This window comes from Modestobacter sp. KNN46-3 (assembly GCF_011039295.1).
The window spans coordinates 1-15,279 of the sequence record NZ_JAAKGN010000039.1 but is presented as its reverse complement, the minus strand read 5'-3'; the positions used below and the strand labels follow the sequence as shown (position 1 = coordinate 15,279).

The 15,279-nt window shown below is 73.1% G+C and carries 16 protein-coding genes; 7 read left to right on the top strand and 9 right to left on the bottom strand.

Features of this window, described 5'->3' with window-relative positions; translation table 11 throughout:
• Positions 1-64: 64 nt before the first annotated feature.
• From G5C62_RS10900 to G5C62_RS10865, 8 genes are all read right to left on the bottom strand, one after another.
• Complete coding sequence (locus tag G5C62_RS10900) at positions 65-445, bottom strand: STAS domain-containing protein (RefSeq protein WP_052090704.1); 381 nt, start codon at positions 443-445, stop codon at positions 65-67.
• 26 nt (positions 446-471) lie between these two features.
• Complete coding sequence (locus tag G5C62_RS10895) at positions 472-807, bottom strand: TraR/DksA C4-type zinc finger protein (protein WP_036333778.1); 336 nt, start codon at positions 805-807, stop codon at positions 472-474.
• A 78-nt stretch (positions 808-885) separates the two neighbouring features.
• Positions 886-1,059 carry a hypothetical protein gene (locus G5C62_RS10890; protein WP_164700976.1) on the bottom strand — a complete coding sequence of 58 codons (174 nt, stop codon included), beginning with the start codon at positions 1,057-1,059 and terminating at the stop codon, positions 886-888.
• A 322-nt stretch (positions 1,060-1,381) separates the two neighbouring features.
• Positions 1,382-2,770, bottom strand: a complete 1,389-nt coding sequence (locus G5C62_RS10885; protein WP_164700975.1) for a hypothetical protein — start codon at positions 2,768-2,770, stop codon at positions 1,382-1,384.
• A gap of 84 nt (positions 2,771-2,854) precedes the next feature.
• Positions 2,855-3,676, bottom strand: coding sequence for a DUF1028 domain-containing protein (locus tag G5C62_RS10880; protein WP_036333785.1), 822 nt, complete (start codon positions 3,674-3,676; stop codon positions 2,855-2,857).
• 85 nt (positions 3,677-3,761) lie between these two features.
• Positions 3,762-4,430, bottom strand: a complete 669-nt coding sequence (locus G5C62_RS10875; protein WP_036333787.1) for a CoA transferase subunit B — start codon at positions 4,428-4,430, stop codon at positions 3,762-3,764.
• Between the two features lies 1 nt (position 4,431).
• The gene (locus tag G5C62_RS10870) at positions 4,432-5,229 is read right to left on the bottom strand and encodes a CoA transferase subunit A (RefSeq protein WP_164700974.1); all 798 of its coding nucleotides are present in this window, start codon (positions 5,227-5,229) and stop codon (positions 4,432-4,434) included.
• Between the two features lie 41 nt (positions 5,230-5,270).
• Positions 5,271-6,074, bottom strand: a complete 804-nt coding sequence (locus tag G5C62_RS10865) for a TIGR03089 family protein (RefSeq protein ID WP_036333791.1) — start codon at positions 6,072-6,074, stop codon at positions 5,271-5,273.
• 81 nt (positions 6,075-6,155) lie between these two features.
• Here G5C62_RS10865 and G5C62_RS10860 point away from each other — a divergent pair, with 81 nt between their 5' ends.
• Genes G5C62_RS10860 through G5C62_RS10845 form a run of 4 tightly spaced genes read left to right on the top strand, consistent with a single transcriptional unit; the run spans position 6,156 to position 9,838 of the window.
• Positions 6,156-6,692, top strand: a complete 537-nt coding sequence (locus G5C62_RS10860) for a phosphatase PAP2 family protein (RefSeq protein ID WP_164700973.1) — start codon at positions 6,156-6,158, stop codon at positions 6,690-6,692.
• 2 nt (positions 6,693-6,694) lie between these two features.
• On the top strand, positions 6,695-7,690 hold the full coding sequence (locus G5C62_RS10855; RefSeq protein ID WP_164700972.1) for a decaprenyl-phosphate phosphoribosyltransferase: 996 nt from the start codon (positions 6,695-6,697) through the stop codon (positions 7,688-7,690).
• Positions 7,683-9,086 carry an FAD-binding oxidoreductase gene (locus G5C62_RS10850; protein ID WP_231557979.1) on the top strand — a complete coding sequence of 468 codons (1,404 nt, stop codon included), beginning with the start codon at positions 7,683-7,685 and terminating at the stop codon, positions 9,084-9,086. Before G5C62_RS10855 ends, G5C62_RS10850 begins: the two co-directional genes overlap by 8 nt.
• Positions 9,083-9,838, top strand: a complete 756-nt coding sequence (locus G5C62_RS10845) for a decaprenylphospho-beta-D-erythro-pentofuranosid-2-ulose 2-reductase (protein ID WP_036333795.1) — start codon at positions 9,083-9,085, stop codon at positions 9,836-9,838. The genes G5C62_RS10850 and G5C62_RS10845 overlap by 4 nt, the downstream gene beginning before the upstream one ends.
• An 84-nt stretch (positions 9,839-9,922) precedes the next feature.
• On the opposite strand, the gene G5C62_RS10840 is transcribed toward G5C62_RS10845, so the two are convergent.
• A complete protein-coding gene (locus G5C62_RS10840; RefSeq protein ID WP_036333797.1) occupies positions 9,923-11,443 on the bottom strand; it encodes an LCP family protein in 1,521 nt (506 codons plus the stop codon).
• Between the two features lie 170 nt (positions 11,444-11,613).
• On the opposite strand from G5C62_RS10840, the gene rfbB reads away from it, so the two are divergent.
• The 3 genes from rfbB to G5C62_RS10825 all read left to right on the top strand — a co-directional run.
• Positions 11,614-12,609 (top strand): dTDP-glucose 4,6-dehydratase, encoded by a 996-nt coding sequence (gene rfbB / locus G5C62_RS10835; RefSeq protein ID WP_036333799.1) that lies wholly within the window; start codon positions 11,614-11,616, stop codon positions 12,607-12,609.
• Positions 12,606-13,499: a dTDP-4-dehydrorhamnose reductase gene (gene rfbD / locus G5C62_RS10830; protein ID WP_036333801.1), complete on the top strand. Its 894-nt coding sequence runs from the start codon at positions 12,606-12,608 to the stop codon at positions 13,497-13,499. The genes rfbB and rfbD overlap by 4 nt, the downstream gene beginning before the upstream one ends.
• Before the next feature lie 161 nt (positions 13,500-13,660).
• On the top strand, positions 13,661-15,279 hold a 1,619-nt coding region (locus G5C62_RS10825; RefSeq protein ID WP_206330581.1), incomplete at its 3' end, for an N-acetylmuramoyl-L-alanine amidase.

Genomic DNA, 15,279 nt, shown 5'->3' with positions numbered 1-15,279 from the left:
CGTTGCCGGACATCGGGGACGCCAGCATGCCCCGGCTGACCGCGGCGTCGGGCCGATCGGCGTCTCAGCGGTCCGGTCGGGGGGTGGGCGCATCGCCCACCAGCGAGCCCAGGCGGGTCGGCTGCAGCTGGTCCAGGACGGTGCGCCGGCCGGCGCACCGCAGGACCAGCCGGGCACCGCGCCGCCGGCACCGACGGTGCGCCCGGGTGAGCGCGGTGACGCCGGCGGGGCCCAGGACGGTGACCTCGGCGAGGTCGACGACGAGCTCACGGAGCTCCCGCTGGGCGGTCTGGCTGTCCAGGCACAGCCGGAGCAGCGGGGCGGTGGCGTTGTCCACCTCGCCGGTGACGTCGACGAGGACACGACCCGGCCGGTCCCCGCGCACGGTGGTGACGGACAGCAGTTGGTCGTCGGGGACGGCACGAGCGGCGGACGGAGCGGACACGGGGCGGCTCCTCGCGGTCAGTGTGGTCACAGGCAGGAGACGCAGTTCGCTGCGAACGGGCGGAACTCGAGTCGCTCCGGGGGGATGGCCGATCCGCAGTGCGCGCAGGAGCCGTACGTGCCGGTCGCGATCCGGTCCAGCGCCGCGTCGATCTCCTGGATGGTGCGCAGAAGGCTGTCGGCCCGGCGGAGGGCGACCGGGTCGGGCACCGACGTGACCGTCTCGGCCAGGGCGAGTTCGCGCTGACGGAGGCAGTCGGCGCGCTGGGCCTCCAGCAGCGCCCGGGAGGACGTCCAGTCCGTCCCCGGAGTCGCGGAGGGTGTGGCGGTGGCTGTGGCGGTGGCGGTGGCGGTGGTGCGCATGGACTGCTCCTGGGGACGGCGGAGAGCACGCGCCATCGGATCGGGGCGCGCGAGGAGGAACGAGGGACCCGCAGCGGGTCAGGTGCGCCGAGGGGGCGCCCGGTCCTGGCTGCGGCGCAGCATGTCCAGGCCACGCAGGCCGCGCGCCCGCAGGTTCGTCGCCAGGGCCAGCCGCTCGGCTCCGGTGACCGGCGACCGATGACGTCCGGGTGGCACGGGCAGCGCAGCCGTGCCGCTGTGTGGTGCGGACACCCCGGTCACCTCCTCGTCGCCGGCAGGTCCAGACGCCGGCTGTCACGGACAGCGCCCAGCACCTGGGGGCCTGGAGTCAGCCTGCCCGCACACGGGGAGGGGGGACAGGTCGGTGACCGGCCATCCCGATCGCGGTGGGGTTGCCGGTCACCGGCAATCCCGGGCACCGGACCGGCTGCTCTGCGCCCGGGGCAGGGCCGGGCGACCTGGTGCGCGACCGGGCGACGGCCTCCTCAGTCCAGCAGCCGGGAGGTGCAGCGCATGGTGATCGCCCGCAGCCTGCTCCGCTGATCGCCAGCGCGATCGCTGGTCCGGCCGTCCGTCAGCCGCCGGTCACGATCCCGCAGGTGAGCTCGACGGCCCAGGGCTCGGTGGGAGCGATGGGGAGCACCACCACCTGGTCGGGGCCGCCGGCCGCGCACTCCTGCTCCGCGCCCTCCACTGAGTCCGACCACTCCGGGGCGGTGGCGCGCGGGTCGGGTTCGCTGCGGTAGTCGAACCCGGCCATCAGGGCGACGGGGACGAGCGCGGTCACCAGGACGAGTGCACGCCAGCTGCCCGACAGCCGCTCGGCGACGCCCTGGGCAGCCACAGCGAGCGCCGACAAGAGCAGCAGCGACGGCACGATGGTGTAGCGCGCGCTCAGGTGGAGGTCGTTCGCCAGTGCCCCGGCCGGGGGGTACTCGACGTTGAGGGCGAAGAGGCTCTCCACGCAGAACAGCCCGACCGAGGCGACGGCCGCCGTGACGATGAGCGGACGGCGTTCGGGCCGGGAGAAGAGGAGGGCGACGAGCAGTGCGGCCGCGATCACCACCCCGACCGTCCAGACGAGCTCACGACCGCCCGCGCCGACCAGCCGCTGGGTTCCCCCGTTGCCCACGATCGAGGTCGACACCACGCGGAGCGCGTAGCCGAAGGCGATCTCCATCGCAGCCGGGCGTGCGCCGGTCGTCCGCTCGGCGGACAGGACGACGATCAGCTGGACGGTCATCGCGATGAGGTACGTCCCGGCCACCCACCACTCACGGCGGGGCAGCAGGACCAGGCGGCCGAGCGCCAGCGGGAGGAGCACGACGGCGAGGGGGTCGCTCAGTGCGGCCAGCATCACGATGAGGGCGGGCAGGACGTGGCCCCAGGCCGACCGGCGTCGGCCGATGAGCGCCCAGAAGGCGGCGAAGATCAGGAACCAGTGGCTGTTCGCGACGTTGTCGGCGGCCTCCAGGCCACCGGCGGGCACCAGTGCGACGGCGGCCGCAAGGCCACCACGCAGCCAGGGAGAGGGCAGGTGGGCCCGCCCGAACACCCACACCGACCAGGAGGCGGTCCCGACGACCAGCGCCGCGGAGATGCTGAAGACGAGGCCGGCCAGGTGCAGCGGCAACCAGCTGGCGACCTCGGCGACCAGCCGGGGGAGCAGGTGCAGGTAGCCGGAGTACGGCCGGAAGAGGGGACCCAGTCCCATGCTCTCCTCGGCCTGGCGCAGGAAGACGACGCCGTCCTCTGCCCAGATCGTGTCCAGCCGGCCCGGGGGGAGCCGGAACAGCGCCACCGCAGCGGACAGCAGGAGGACGACGGCGCCCTCGTACCAGGGGGTTCGGGGAGTGGGGCGGTAGAGCCAGTCACCCAGGCGGCGCCGCGCGGTGGGCGAGCTGGTGCGGCCGCTCGAGGAACCCGTGCGCTCGGTCGCAACGGGTTGGTCTCGGTTGACCACGCAGTGCTCCCGCCCTCACCGAGTCGCATGCTCTCGACCTCGTCCTGGACGGACTCTAACCGGCGGCTCGCTCGGGGGCGGGGGTCATTCCAGCAGCCGGGAGACCCCAGCCAGCCGGGAGTCGCCGGCCATCGACGTCAGCCACGTCGACCAGCCCGGGCGGGCGCGCACGGCCTCCAGGGCGCTACGGGCTGCGGCCCGGTCGCCGCGGCGGGAGGCGGCCAGTGCCGCGTACAGGTCCCGGGCTCCCTCCGGCGCGAAGACCGCGAGGGTCTCGTAGTCGCGCTCGTCGTAGGCGCGCTGCAGGTTGCGCAGCATCCGCAGCTGGGCGACGGGGTCTCCGGAGTCGTCGACCCGCAGGTCCACCCGGACGCCGTCGTCGTCCTCGGTGTCGGGGGTCCCGCTGACCACCTGCAGCGCGGCGGACTGGCGGCCGCGGAGGTCGCCGCCGGCGTCCTGCCCGGCGGTCAGTGCCGCGATGAGCCGATCGGCCAGCGCGCCGCCGGTGGCGCCCAGGGCCTGGGCCATGGCCGGCAGGACGTCGGGGGAGGCGAGCATGTTGCCCTGCACGCTGAAACCCTCACCCAGCACGTGCCCGCTGGTGGGCAGGGACCCCGGCCCGGTGTCGGCGGCCACCCGGCCGGTGGCGTCCAGGACGGCGATCTGGCGGTCGGCGTCGTCGGCGGCGTGCGCGGCCCGGCGCACCAGGTCCTGCGGCGAGGCGCCGTCGGCCAGGCCGGCCAGCAGGGAGGTGCCCAGCCCTCGCCGGCTGCGCGCCTGGACCGCGATCACCCCCACCCCGGGCCGGACCGTGGGGACGGCCCGGCCGACGGCCAGGATGCAGGAGGAGACCGCGATGCCCAGGTCGCCCGTCGCGGCGTCCCGGGCGATGACGGAGAAGGTCATCGACTCTCGTTCCCGGACCGCGTACGGCCCCCCTGCAGGGGCCCGCGCCGAGCGTGCGAGGCGTGGGGGGCAGGGGGGTCCTTCTTCACACGGTGGCCGGCAGCGCCATGGTGGGCACCTCGCCGTCGACCTGCAGCGGGGCGCCGGTGGCGGCGACGACGTCGGCGACGGTGACGCCGGGAGCGGTCTCGCGGAGCACCAGCCCGGTGTCGGTGACGTCGATGACGGCCAGGTCGGTGATGATGCGGTCGACGCAGCCCTTGCCGGTCAGCGGCAGGGAGCACTCCTCGACGATCTTGGGGGAGCCGTCGCGGGCGACGTGCTCCATCATCACGATCACCTCGCGGGCACCGTGGACGAGGTCCATCGCCCCGCCCATCCCGTTGACCATCTTGCCGGGGATCAGCCAGTTGGCCAGGTCGCCGCGGGTGTTGACCTGCATGGCCCCGAGGACGGCGACGTCGATGTGGTGGCCGCGGATCATGCCGAAGGACAGCGAGGAGTCGAAGAAGCTGGCCCCGGGCAGGATCGTGATCGTCTCCTTGCCGGCGTTGATCAGATCGGCGTCCTCCTCGCCCTCGAAGGGGTAGGGGCCGACGCCGAGCACGCCGTTCTCGCTCTGCAGCACCACGTGCACCCCGTCGGGGATGTGGTTGGGCACCAGGGTGGGCATGCCGATGCCGAGGTTCACGTACTGGCCGTCCTGCAGGTCCAGGGCGACCCGGGCGGCGAGCTCGTCGCGGGACAGTGCCATCTCAGGCCTCCGTGGTCTCGGTGCCGGCGGCCGCGGGTGCAGCCGCGCCGGGGCGGGGGCGGGTGGTGCGCTTCTCGATCCGCTTCCCCTCGTCGCCGACGACGACCACCCGTTGCACGAACACCCCGGGCAGGTGCACGGCCTCGGGCGGGATCTTCCCGGGCTCCACCAGCCGCTCGACCTCGGCGATGGTGACCGCCGCGGCCATGCCGCACAGCGGGTTGAAGTTGCGGGCCGACTCGCGGAAGACCAGGTTGCCGTGCCGGTCACCGACCGCCGCGCGGACCAGGCCGAAGTCGGCGGTCAGTGCCGTCTCCAGCACGAAGTCCTGGTCGCCGAACCGGCGGACCTCCTTGGGCTCGCTGGTGGCCACCACGTTGCCCTCGGCGTCGTAGCGCACCGGGATGCCGCCGTCGGCCACCAGGGTGCCCACCCCGGTGGGCGTGTAGAAGGCGGGGATGCCGGTGCCCCCGGCGCGCAGCCGCTCGGCCAGCGACCCCTGCGGGGTCAGCTCGACCTCCAGCTCGCCGGAGAGGTACAGCCGCGCCAGTTCCTTGTTGCCGCCCACGAAGGAGCTGATCGTCTTCGCGATCCGCCCGGCGTAGAGCAGCACCCCGAGCGCCTGGTCGTCGACCCCGCAGTTGTTCGAGATGGTCGTCAGGCCCGACGCGCCCTGCTCCAGCAGCGCGTCGATGAGCGCGACCGGCACCCCGCACAACCCGAACCCACCGACCGAGAGGGTCGCTCCGTCGGGCACGTCGGCCACGGCCTCCCGTGCGCTCGCGACGACCTTGTCCATGCGCTGACCACCGTCCGTTCGAGGGCTGGGCAGGCGGTGCGTCAGGCGGGGCGGCCCAGCTCGCGGATCCCGTCGAGCTTCAGCCCGAGCGTAGCGGTGACCCGTTCGGTCTCCGCCCGACGGAGCAGGCCGGACGGTGCGGCCGCGCGGCAGAGCACGAGAGAGGCCCCGGCCGCCAGCGGCGCCAGCAGCCAGGCGACCGGCCCGGCCTCCGTCGCTGCCTGCTGGTCGACCAGCACCCGGTCACCGGCGGTCATCCCCAGCCGGCCGGCCAGCTCGGTCGCCGTCTCGACCAGGGCGGACAGGCTCAGCTGCCCCCCGCCGAGCACCAGGCCGACCCCGGCGGGGTCGACCGGCTGCCAGGGGGAGAAGACGTCGCCGTGGCCGCGCACCTCGAGCGCGAAGTCCCGGGCCGGGCCGGTGTACCCGGTCATGCCCATCCCGAGTGGGTGCAGGGACAGGCCCAGCAGCTCGTCGAGGCCCAGCTCCTCCAGGGCGGGCAGCCGGTCGGCGTCGGCCAGCACGACGTCGGCGTCGGTGAGCCGGTCGTCGTCCTCGGCGGCGGTCTCCCACACCGCGGCCCCGCAGCTCCAGACCCCGAGCAGCACCGCGGCGGTCTGCCAGTGCACCGGCAGCGCCAGGCCGACGGTGCTGCCCGGGCCGACGTCGAACTCCTCCTGCAGCAGGTTGGCGGTCTTGGCGACCCAGTTGGCCAGGGTGGTGGCCGAGAGCTCGGTCCGCTCGCCGGACACGTCGTCGTAGAAGGTGATCAGCGGGGCGGCGGGGTCCCGGCGGAGGTTTGCGTTCAGCAGGTCGGTCGGGGTGGCAGGTCGGCTGGCGGGCACCTGGCCAGGATCGCAGGTGCGCGACGGAGCTGTCCTTCTCATCCGGCTCGGCGGGTCCTCCCCCGCTACGATCGACCCTCGATGAGCGCAACCTCGGGCATGGCGCTGACCCGGCTCGACCACGCGCTGCTCCGCCGTACCCGGCAGGTCCTGGGGCAGGGCCCGGCCGTCCCCGTGGCCCGGGGGCTCTCCCACTTCGGGGAGCACGCGCTCGGCTGGATCGCCCTGGGCGCGACGGGGTGGCTGAGCGGGCGGCGCCGATCCGACTGGGCCGCAGGGGTGATGGGCGTGGTGGCGGCACACGCTGCCGGCGTCGTCGTGAAGCGGCTGGTCCGCCGGGTGCGGCCTGCGCTGGAGGACGTCCCGCCGCTGGTCGCCACCTCCAGCCGGCTCTCCTTCCCCAGCGCGCACAGCACGTCGACGGCGGCCGCGGCGGTCGGGTTCAGCCCGATGCTCGGCGGGCCGCTCATGACCGGGGTCACAGGTGCCATGCTCGTGTCTCGGGTACTGCTGGGTGTGCACTACCCGTCGGACGTCCTCTCCGGCGCGGTCCTGGGTGCCAGCGTCGCCACCGTCGTCCGACGGCGGATGCGCAGTTCCGTCGTCAGGGAGGCGTGATCATGTCCGCCAGGTCCGACCACACGCAGGTGCCCGGAGCAGTGCACGGTCTGCCGAACGGCTTCGAGGCGAACGCCGTGCTCCCGCTCCCGGTCGAACAGGCGCCTCGACCGGCCGGCTTCCGCGGTGGCCGGCTCTGGGGGGTGGTCCGTGCCCTGCGCCCCCGCCAGTGGGTCAAGAACGGGCTGGTGCTCGCCGCCCCTCTCGCTGCCGGTGAGGTCTTCGACCCCGACGTCATGGGCCCGACGGCGGTGGCCTTCCTGCTGTTCTGCCTGTCGGCGTCCGGGGTCTACCTGGTCAACGACTCGATCGACGTCGAGGAGGACCGCCGGCACCCGCGGAAGCGGTACCGCCCGATCGCCGCGGGCCTGGTGCCCCGGCCACTCGCGGTGGCGCTCGCCGTGGTGCTCTTCGCCGTCGCCCTCACGACCGCGGTGCTGCTGACCCGGCCTGCGCTGGCCGGGGTGCTGGGCAGCTACGTGGTCATCCAGCTCGCCTACTGCGTGTTCCTGAAGAACCAGCCGGTCATCGACCTGGCCGTGGTGGCCTCCGGCTTCCTGCTGCGCGGCATCGCCGGCGGTGTCGCGGCGGGCCTGTGGCTCTCCCAGTGGTTCCTGCTGGTGGCCGCCTTCGGCTCGCTCTTCATGGTCGCCGGCAAGCGCTACTCCGAGTTCGTGCTCGTGGGCGACGAGGCAGCCACGCGCAAGACGCTGCAGGAGTACTCGGCCAGCTACCTGCGCTTCGTCTGGAGCCTGTCGGCCGGTGTGGCCGTCACTGCCTACTGCCTGTGGGCCTTCGAGATGGCCGAGATCCAGGACGGCGTGCCGTGGGCGACCATCTCGATCGCACCGTTCGTGATGGCGATCCTGCGGTACGCGCGGGACGTCGACAAGGGCGCCGCCGGTGCCCCGGAGGAGATCGTCCTGCACGACCATGTCCTGCTCGTCCTCGGCGCCCTGTGGGTGCTGACCGTCGGCCTGGGGGTCTTCGGTGTCTGACGGAACACTCCCTGCCCCCCACCCCTCGCACGCTCGCGGCGGGCCCCTGCAGGGAGCCGTCCCGCTGGTCGGGTGGGGCCGCACCGCGCCCACCCGTGCCGCGCTGGTCCCGGTCCACGGTGACGACGACGTCCGCGCCGCTGTGCTCGCCGCCACCGGTCGAGGTGTGGTGGCCCGTGGCCTGGCCCGCAGCTACGGCGATGCCGCGCAGAACGCCGGCGGCACCGTCCTCGACATGACCACCTCCGCCCGGGTCCTGCACGCGGACCTGGAGTCCGGCCTGGTCGACGTCGAGGCCGGCATCTCCCTCGACGAGCTGATGAACCGGTTCGTGCCGCAGGGCTTCTTCGTCCCGGTGACGCCGGGCACCAGGCTGGTGACCGTGGGCGGGGCCATCGCCGCCGACATCCACGGCAAGAACCACCACGTCGCCGGCAGCTTTGGCCAGCACGTCCGGTGGTTGGACCTGCTCACCGCCGACGGCCAGGTCCGCCGGGTCAGCCCGGAGTCCGACCCCGACCTGTTCTGGGCCACCGTCGGCGGCATGGGCCTGACCGGCGTCGTCCTCCGGGCGCAGGTGCAGATGAAGGCGATCGAGTCCTCGCGCTGCCTGGTCGACACCGACCGCACGCCCGACCTCGACTCCCTGATGACCCTGCTGGCCGAGACCGACCACCTCTACGAGTACTCGGTGGCCTGGATCGACACCCTCGCCAAGGGCAGGCGGATGGGCCGCTCGGTGGTCACCCGCGGCCGGTTCGCGAAGCTGGACGAGCTGCCGGCCAAGCGCCGGACCGACCCGCTGGGGTACCACGGGTCGGTCAAGGCGTCCGTGCCCGACGTCTTCCCGCCCGGCCTGCTGAACCTGGCCACGGTCGCGGCGTTCAACGAGCTCTGGTACCGCAAGGCCCCGAAGCTCAAGCGGGACCAGCTGCAGAGCATCCCGACGTTCTTCCACCCGCTGGACGCCGTGGGAGGCTGGAACCGCATCTACGGCCCCCGCGGCTTCGTGCAGTACCAGGTGACCGTGCCCTTCGGGCAGGAGGAGGCCATGCGCGAGGTGCTGGACCGCCTCAGCTCCTTCGGGACGGCGTCCTTCCTCGCCGTCCTCAAGCGGTTCGGGCCGGGCAACCCCGGCATGCTGTCCTACCCCTCGCCCGGCTGGACGTTGGCGCTGGACATCCCGGTGATGAAGGGGCTGGCCGGCCTGCTGGACTCCCTCGACGAGGTCGTCATCGCAGCAACGGGTCGGACCTACCTGGCGAAGGACTCCCGGGTGCGCCCGGAGACCTTCGAGAAGATGTACGACCGCCTCGACGACTTCCGGGCCGTGCGCAAGCAGGTCGACCCGGACGGCGTCTTCACCTCCGACCTGGCCAGGAGGCTCGGGCTGTGATCGACGCGCTCGGTTCGCCCAGCTCGCTGCTGCTCGTCGGCGGCACCTCCGACATCGCGGTGGCCACCGCGCACCGCTACCTCGCGGAGCGCCCGCTGCGGGTGGTCGTCGCCGCGCGGGACACCCCACGCCGCAGCGCCGTCGCCGCGGAGCTCACCGCCGCCGGCGCGAAGGTCCAGGTCGTCGACTTCGACGCCGACGACCCGGCGTCGCCGGGCCGGATGGTCGCCGAGGCAGCTGCCGCGGGAGACATCGACATCGCGGTGGTCGCCTTCGGGCTGCTGGGGTCGGCCGACCAGCTGCGCACGGACGCGACGGCCGTGGCCCGGCTGGCCCAGGTCAACTACGTCGCGCCCACGGTGGTGGGCACCGAGCTGGCCAACCAGATGCGTCAGCAGGGGCACGGCGTCATCGTCGCGCTCTCCTCGGTGGCCGGTGAGCGACCGCGGGCGTCCAACTTCGTCTACGGCTCCACCAAGGCCGGACTGGACGCCTTCTACTCCGGGCTGGCCGACTCGCTGGTCGGCACCGGCGTCTCCGTGCTCGTCGTCCGGCCGGGCTTCGTGCGGTCCAAGATGACCGAGGGCCTGGACGACGCGCCGCTGGCGACCACCCCGGAGGCCGTCGCCGAGGCGATCGTCACCGGCATCCGCAAGGACCGGCACACGGTCTGGGTGCCCGGCGCGATGCGCTGGGTCATGAGCGGGCTGCGGCACACCCCGCGCGCGCTGTTCCGCCGCCTGCCCATCTGAGCCGCGCACGCCCCACGTACGCGAGGGAGGTCCCACCCGATCGGGTGGGACCTCCCTCGTGTGTGCCGTGTATGCCGCGTCGGCTCAGTTGATGCAGTCGGTGTCAGCGGCGGTCCGGGCGTCCGCGCCCTCCGTCACCGGGGCCGGCGGTGCGGCGGTCACGGCCTGTCCCACGCCGTTGAAGTCGGAGCCGAGCACCAGCTGGACGGTGCCGCTGGCCGCGTCGTCGACGACCTTGGTGATCGCACCGGGGACCTGGGCGGCCAGCGCCGCCGCCAGCGCCTCGTCCCCGGCGGCGTGCCGGATCTCGGTGACCTCGTAGTCCATGGAGTCGGCGTTCGCCGTCCCGGTGACCTGGAAGCCCGACGCCGTCAGCTCCTCGCCGGCGTCGCCGGCCAGCCCGGAGATGCCGGAGCCGTTGTAGACCTCCACGTCCACGTCGGCGGCGCTGACCGCTGCGGGTGCCTCGGTCTCGGCCGTCTCCTCCGCCGGCGCGGGCTCTGCGTTGAGCTGGGCGAAGAAGGCGTGCAGGGTCTTCTCGTCCTCCAGTCGGATGATCGACCGGTCCTGCTCGTCCCGGTCGGTCCCGACGTAGGGGACGGTCTGGAAGTCGATGCTGCCCGGGGTGACCGACTGCATCTGCTGTGCCAGCCGGAGCAGGTCGAGGTTCTGGTCGACGGTCAGGGCGTCCGCGGCGGCCTGGACCAGCTCGCGCTGCTTGCCCAGGTCCAGCAGCACGTTGTCGCTGAGCATCTTGCGGATCATGCCGCCGATGAACGTCTGCTGCCGGACGATGCGGTCGAAGTCGCCCCGCGGCAGGCCGTGTCGCTGGCGCACGAAGGCCAGCGCCTGCTCGCCGCTGATGGTCTGCACGCCGGCGGGCAGGTCCACGCCGGAGAAGCTGTCCTTCGCCGGTTCGCAGAGGTTGACCTCCACGCCGCCGACGACGGTGGACAGCTTGAAGAAGCCCAGCAGGTCGACCTCGGCGTAGTGGTCGATCCGCAGGCCGGTCAGCGAGCTGATCGTCTGGATCAGCAGCTGCGCACCGGCTGCCTGCACCGCGGCGTCGGAAGCGCCGTCCGGGGCCTCCATCCCGCCGTAGGCGTAGGCGGCGTTGAGCTTGTCCCACCCGTAGCCGGGGATCTCCACGTAGGAGTCGCGCGGGAAGGAGACGAACGACGCTGCGGACCCGTCGGCCGGGACGTGCGCCAGGATCATGGTGTCGGTGTTCAGCCCGGGGTTGGCCTCGGTGTTGAGCAGGGCCAGCTCCTCCTCCGTGGCGCCTGCGCGGCTGTCGTTGCCCACGAGCAGCAGGTTCATCGCCGCGCCGGTGTCCACGGTCTGCTCGTTGCCCGAGGTGGGGATGGCGTTCGTGCGGTTGACGCTGGCGTCGGCGACGCGGCCGAGGTACCAGCCCCACCCGCTGGTGCCCAGCAGGACCAGGGAGAGCAGGCCGGCGACCACCCGGGCGCCGGCGGCGAGTCGGCGGCGGCCGGGACCGGTCGGGTCCCCGGGCGCAGCGGGTCGCGAGGGACGGCCGGCGCGCGGGTCCAGCCGGGGCGGCAGCGGGCGGGAGGCCCCGGTGCGGTCGTCGTGGTAGCTCACAGATGTCCTCACGTAGCGGCGCCGGCCTCGGTCGTTCAGCGCGCCTCAGGTCTCGCGGCGGAGTGCGGGCGACGATACGTGCAGAACACGTCCACGCCGGGCAGCGACGCAGTTCTGCGAGACTGCTCGACACCACCTGTCCGCCCAGTCACTCGAAGGGCTCTTCTCAGATGCGCATCCTGGTCACCGGCGGCGCCGGCTTCATCGGCTCGCACTACGTGCGGACCATGCTCTCCGGCGGTTACCCCGGCTTCGAGGACGCCGAGGTGACGGTCTTCGACAAGCTGACCTACGCCGGTAACCTCGCGAACCTCGCTCCGGTGGCGGAGAACCCGCGGTACCGGTTCGTGCAGGGCGACATCTGCTCGGCCGAGGACCTCGACGCCGTCCTGCCCGGGCACGACGCGGTGGTCCACTTCGCCGCCGAGTCGCACGTCGACCGGTCGATCACCGGTGCGGCCGGGTTCGTGCTGGCCAACGTGCTGGGGTCGCAGCAGGTCTTCGAGTCGGCTCTCCGCGCGGAGGTGGGCCGAGTCGTGCACGTCTCCACCGACGAGGTCTACGGCTCCATCGACGAGGGCTCCTGGACCGAGGACCACATCCTGGAGCCGAACTCCCCGTACTCCGCGTCCAAGGCCGGCAGCGACCTCATCGCCCGGGCGTACGCCAAGACCTACGGGATGAACATCTCCATCACCCGGTGCAGCAACAACTACGGGCCGTACCACTTCCCGGAGAAGGTCATCCCGCTGTTCGTCACCAACCTGCTCGACGGGCTCACGGTGCCGCTGTACGGCGAGGGTGCGAACGTCCGCGACTGGCTGTTCGTCGACGACCACTGCCGTGGCATCCAGCTGGTGCTGGAGAAGGGCGCGCCCGGCGAGTACTACAACATCGGCGGCGGCCGCGAGCTGTCCAACCGTGAGCTCACCGAGAAGCTGCTGGAGGCGACCGGGCGGGACTGGAGCCACGTCGAGCACATCGTCGACCCGCGCGGTGGCGGGCACGACCTGCGCTACTCGGTCGACTACTCGAAGACCGGCGCGCTCGGTTACGCCCCCCGGATGTCCTTCGAGGACGGGCTCGCGCTCACCGTGCAGTGGTACCGGGACAACCGCGCCTGGTGGGAGCCGCTCAAGGCCGCCGCGGCGACCGCGCGCGCATGAGCACCGCCTCGCCGATCAGTTGGCTGGTCACCGGCGCCCGCGGGCAGCTGGGCCACGACCTGCTCGGGGTGCTCTCCGGGCGGCCGGACGACCAGGTGACGGCGGTCGGCCGGGCCGAGGTCGACCTCACCGACGAGTCCTCCGTCCGGGCCACGGTGCGCGACTGGCTGGACCGGTCCGCCGGTTCCCGGGCGGTGCTGCTGAACGCCGCCGCGTACACGGCGGTCGACCCGGCCGAGACCGACGAGGCCACCGCCCAGGTCGTCAACGGCGCGGCGCCGGGGTGGCTGGCCGAGGAGATGGCCGGCCGCGGGCGGCTGGTGCACGTTTCCACCGACTACGTCTTCGACGGCTCCGCCACCGAGCCCTACCGGGTGGACTCGCCCACGGCTCCCCGGTCGGCGTACGGCCGCACCAAGCTGGCCGGCGAGCAGGCGATCGCCGCGGTCGGGGACGACGCGACCGTGGTCCGCACCGCATGGGTGTACGGCCGGCACGGTGGGAACTTCGTCCGCACGATGACCAACCTGGAGGCCCAGCGCGAGACCCTCTCGGTCGTCGACGACCAGGTCGGCTCGCCGACGTGGTCGGCCGACCTCGCCGCGGGACTCGTCGAGCTGGGGGAGCGGGTCGACGCCGTCCCACCGGTGCTGCACTGCACGAACAGCGGGCAGGTCAGCTGGTTCGGCCTGGCTCGCGCCGTGTTCGAGGAGCTGGGTGCCGACCCGGAGCGGGTGCAGCCGACGACCACGGATGCCTTCCCCCGCCCGGCGCCGCGACCGGCGTACTCGGTCCTCGACGGGTCCGCGTGGGGGGCGGCAGGGCTCACCCCGACCCGTCCCTGGCGTGAGGCGCTCCACGTGGCCATGCAGCAGGGGTTCCGCGACTGATCTGCGGTTCGCGGTCGCGCGCCGCAGCCCGGCACATCACGTTGTGGTGACTTTTCGTCACTTGCTGCTTCAGGTACACGCGCGGTCCTGCCGATGAGATGGACAGAGAACCGGTCTGACCCCTGGGTCGACCACCGCTGTCGCTCATCGGAGGACCCCTCGTGCGCCGCACCACCGCGGGCCTGACTGCATTCATCGCCATGACGGGTGCGTTCATCGTGCTGCCGGTCTATGTCGCGTCGGGACCAGCTCCCGAGCCCGTCGCACCGTCGGTGGACACCATCGCTCTCGGGTCGTTCGAGGCGTCGGCCGACTCGACGGAGCTCGCCGAGGACACCGTCGGCGGCGCACCCGCTGCACCGGCCGCACCCACCGCACCGGCCGAACCCACCGGCAGCCGCCCCGCGGTCGGGCAGCCTGCGGACGGCGAGGACGTGGACGAGGTCGCCCCGCCGGCCACCGGGGAGGAGATCCCCGGGCTGCCCGCTCTGACGGTCTCGCGGCCGGAGTCCGCCCCCTTCTCCGCGGTGGGGGTGACCTGGGAGCGGGACGACTCGGTCGAGGAGGTCGTCGCCCAGGTGCGGGTGCGGGCCGAGGGCGGGTCCTGGGGCTCGTGGACCCGGCTGGAGAAGGACGACGCGGAGCAGACCGACCCCGGCGACGGCGTCCGGGACGGCACCGCGCCGTACTACACCGGGCCGGCCTCGGGGATGGAGGTGATCGTCCAGGCACTGGACGGGAGCTCCCCGCAGGACGTCCGGATCGAGCTGATCGACCCGGGCACCAGCCCCGCGGACGCCGCGGTCTCGGAGTCCAGGGCGCTGGACGAGGCCGAGGCCGCCACGCCGATGCCCCCGATCTACTCCCGCGCGCAGTGGGGCGCGGATGAGTCCATCCGCGCCTGGGACCCGAGCTACGCGCCGTCGATCAAGGCGGCGACCATCCACCACACGGCGGACAAGAACAGCTACACCGCCGACGCGGTGCCGGGGATCATGCGGGCGATCTACGCCTACCACACCATCAGCCGGGGCTGGGGGGACATCGGCTACAACGTCATCGTCGACAAGTTCGGCCGCGCCTGGGAGGGGCGCTACAGCGGGGATCGCGGCATCGCCAGCCCGGTTGTCGGCGCCCACGCCGGCGGCTTCAACACCGGCACGTTCGGCGTCTCCATGCTCGGTGACTACTCCACCACCACGCCGAGCGAGGCGGTGGTGGACACGGTGGCAGCGCTGGTGGCCTGGAAGCTCTCCCTCTACGGCGTCGACCCGCGCGGCACCACGACCCTCGTGTCCGGGGGTGGCGGCACCGCCAAGTACGCCGCCGGTACGAGTGTCCGGGTCCCGACGGTCTTCGGGCACCGGGACGTGGGCAGCACGTCGTGTCCGGGGCAGGCCGGGTACGCCAAGCTGGGCGACATCCGCACGCGGGCCGCGGCGGCCGTGGCTGCGTCGATGGCACACGACCCGCGGGGCTCGGTGGACTCGTTGGCCGTCACGCCGAGCGGGGTCACCGCAGCAGGCTGGGCCTACGACCCGGACGCGGTCTCCTCCCGAGCCGTGGTCGGGACCCACCCCGAAGGCCGCATCGACGTCCGGCCTCGCCTCGGTGACCGAGGTACCGCTGACCTTGGCACCGTCGATGACCAAGCCGACCACGGCTCGGGAGGAGACCGCGTCCGGGTCGTAGGCCCAGCCTGCTGCGGTGACCCCGCTCGGCGTGACGGCCAACGAGTCCACCGAGCCCCGCGGGTCGTGTGCCATCGACGCAGCCACGG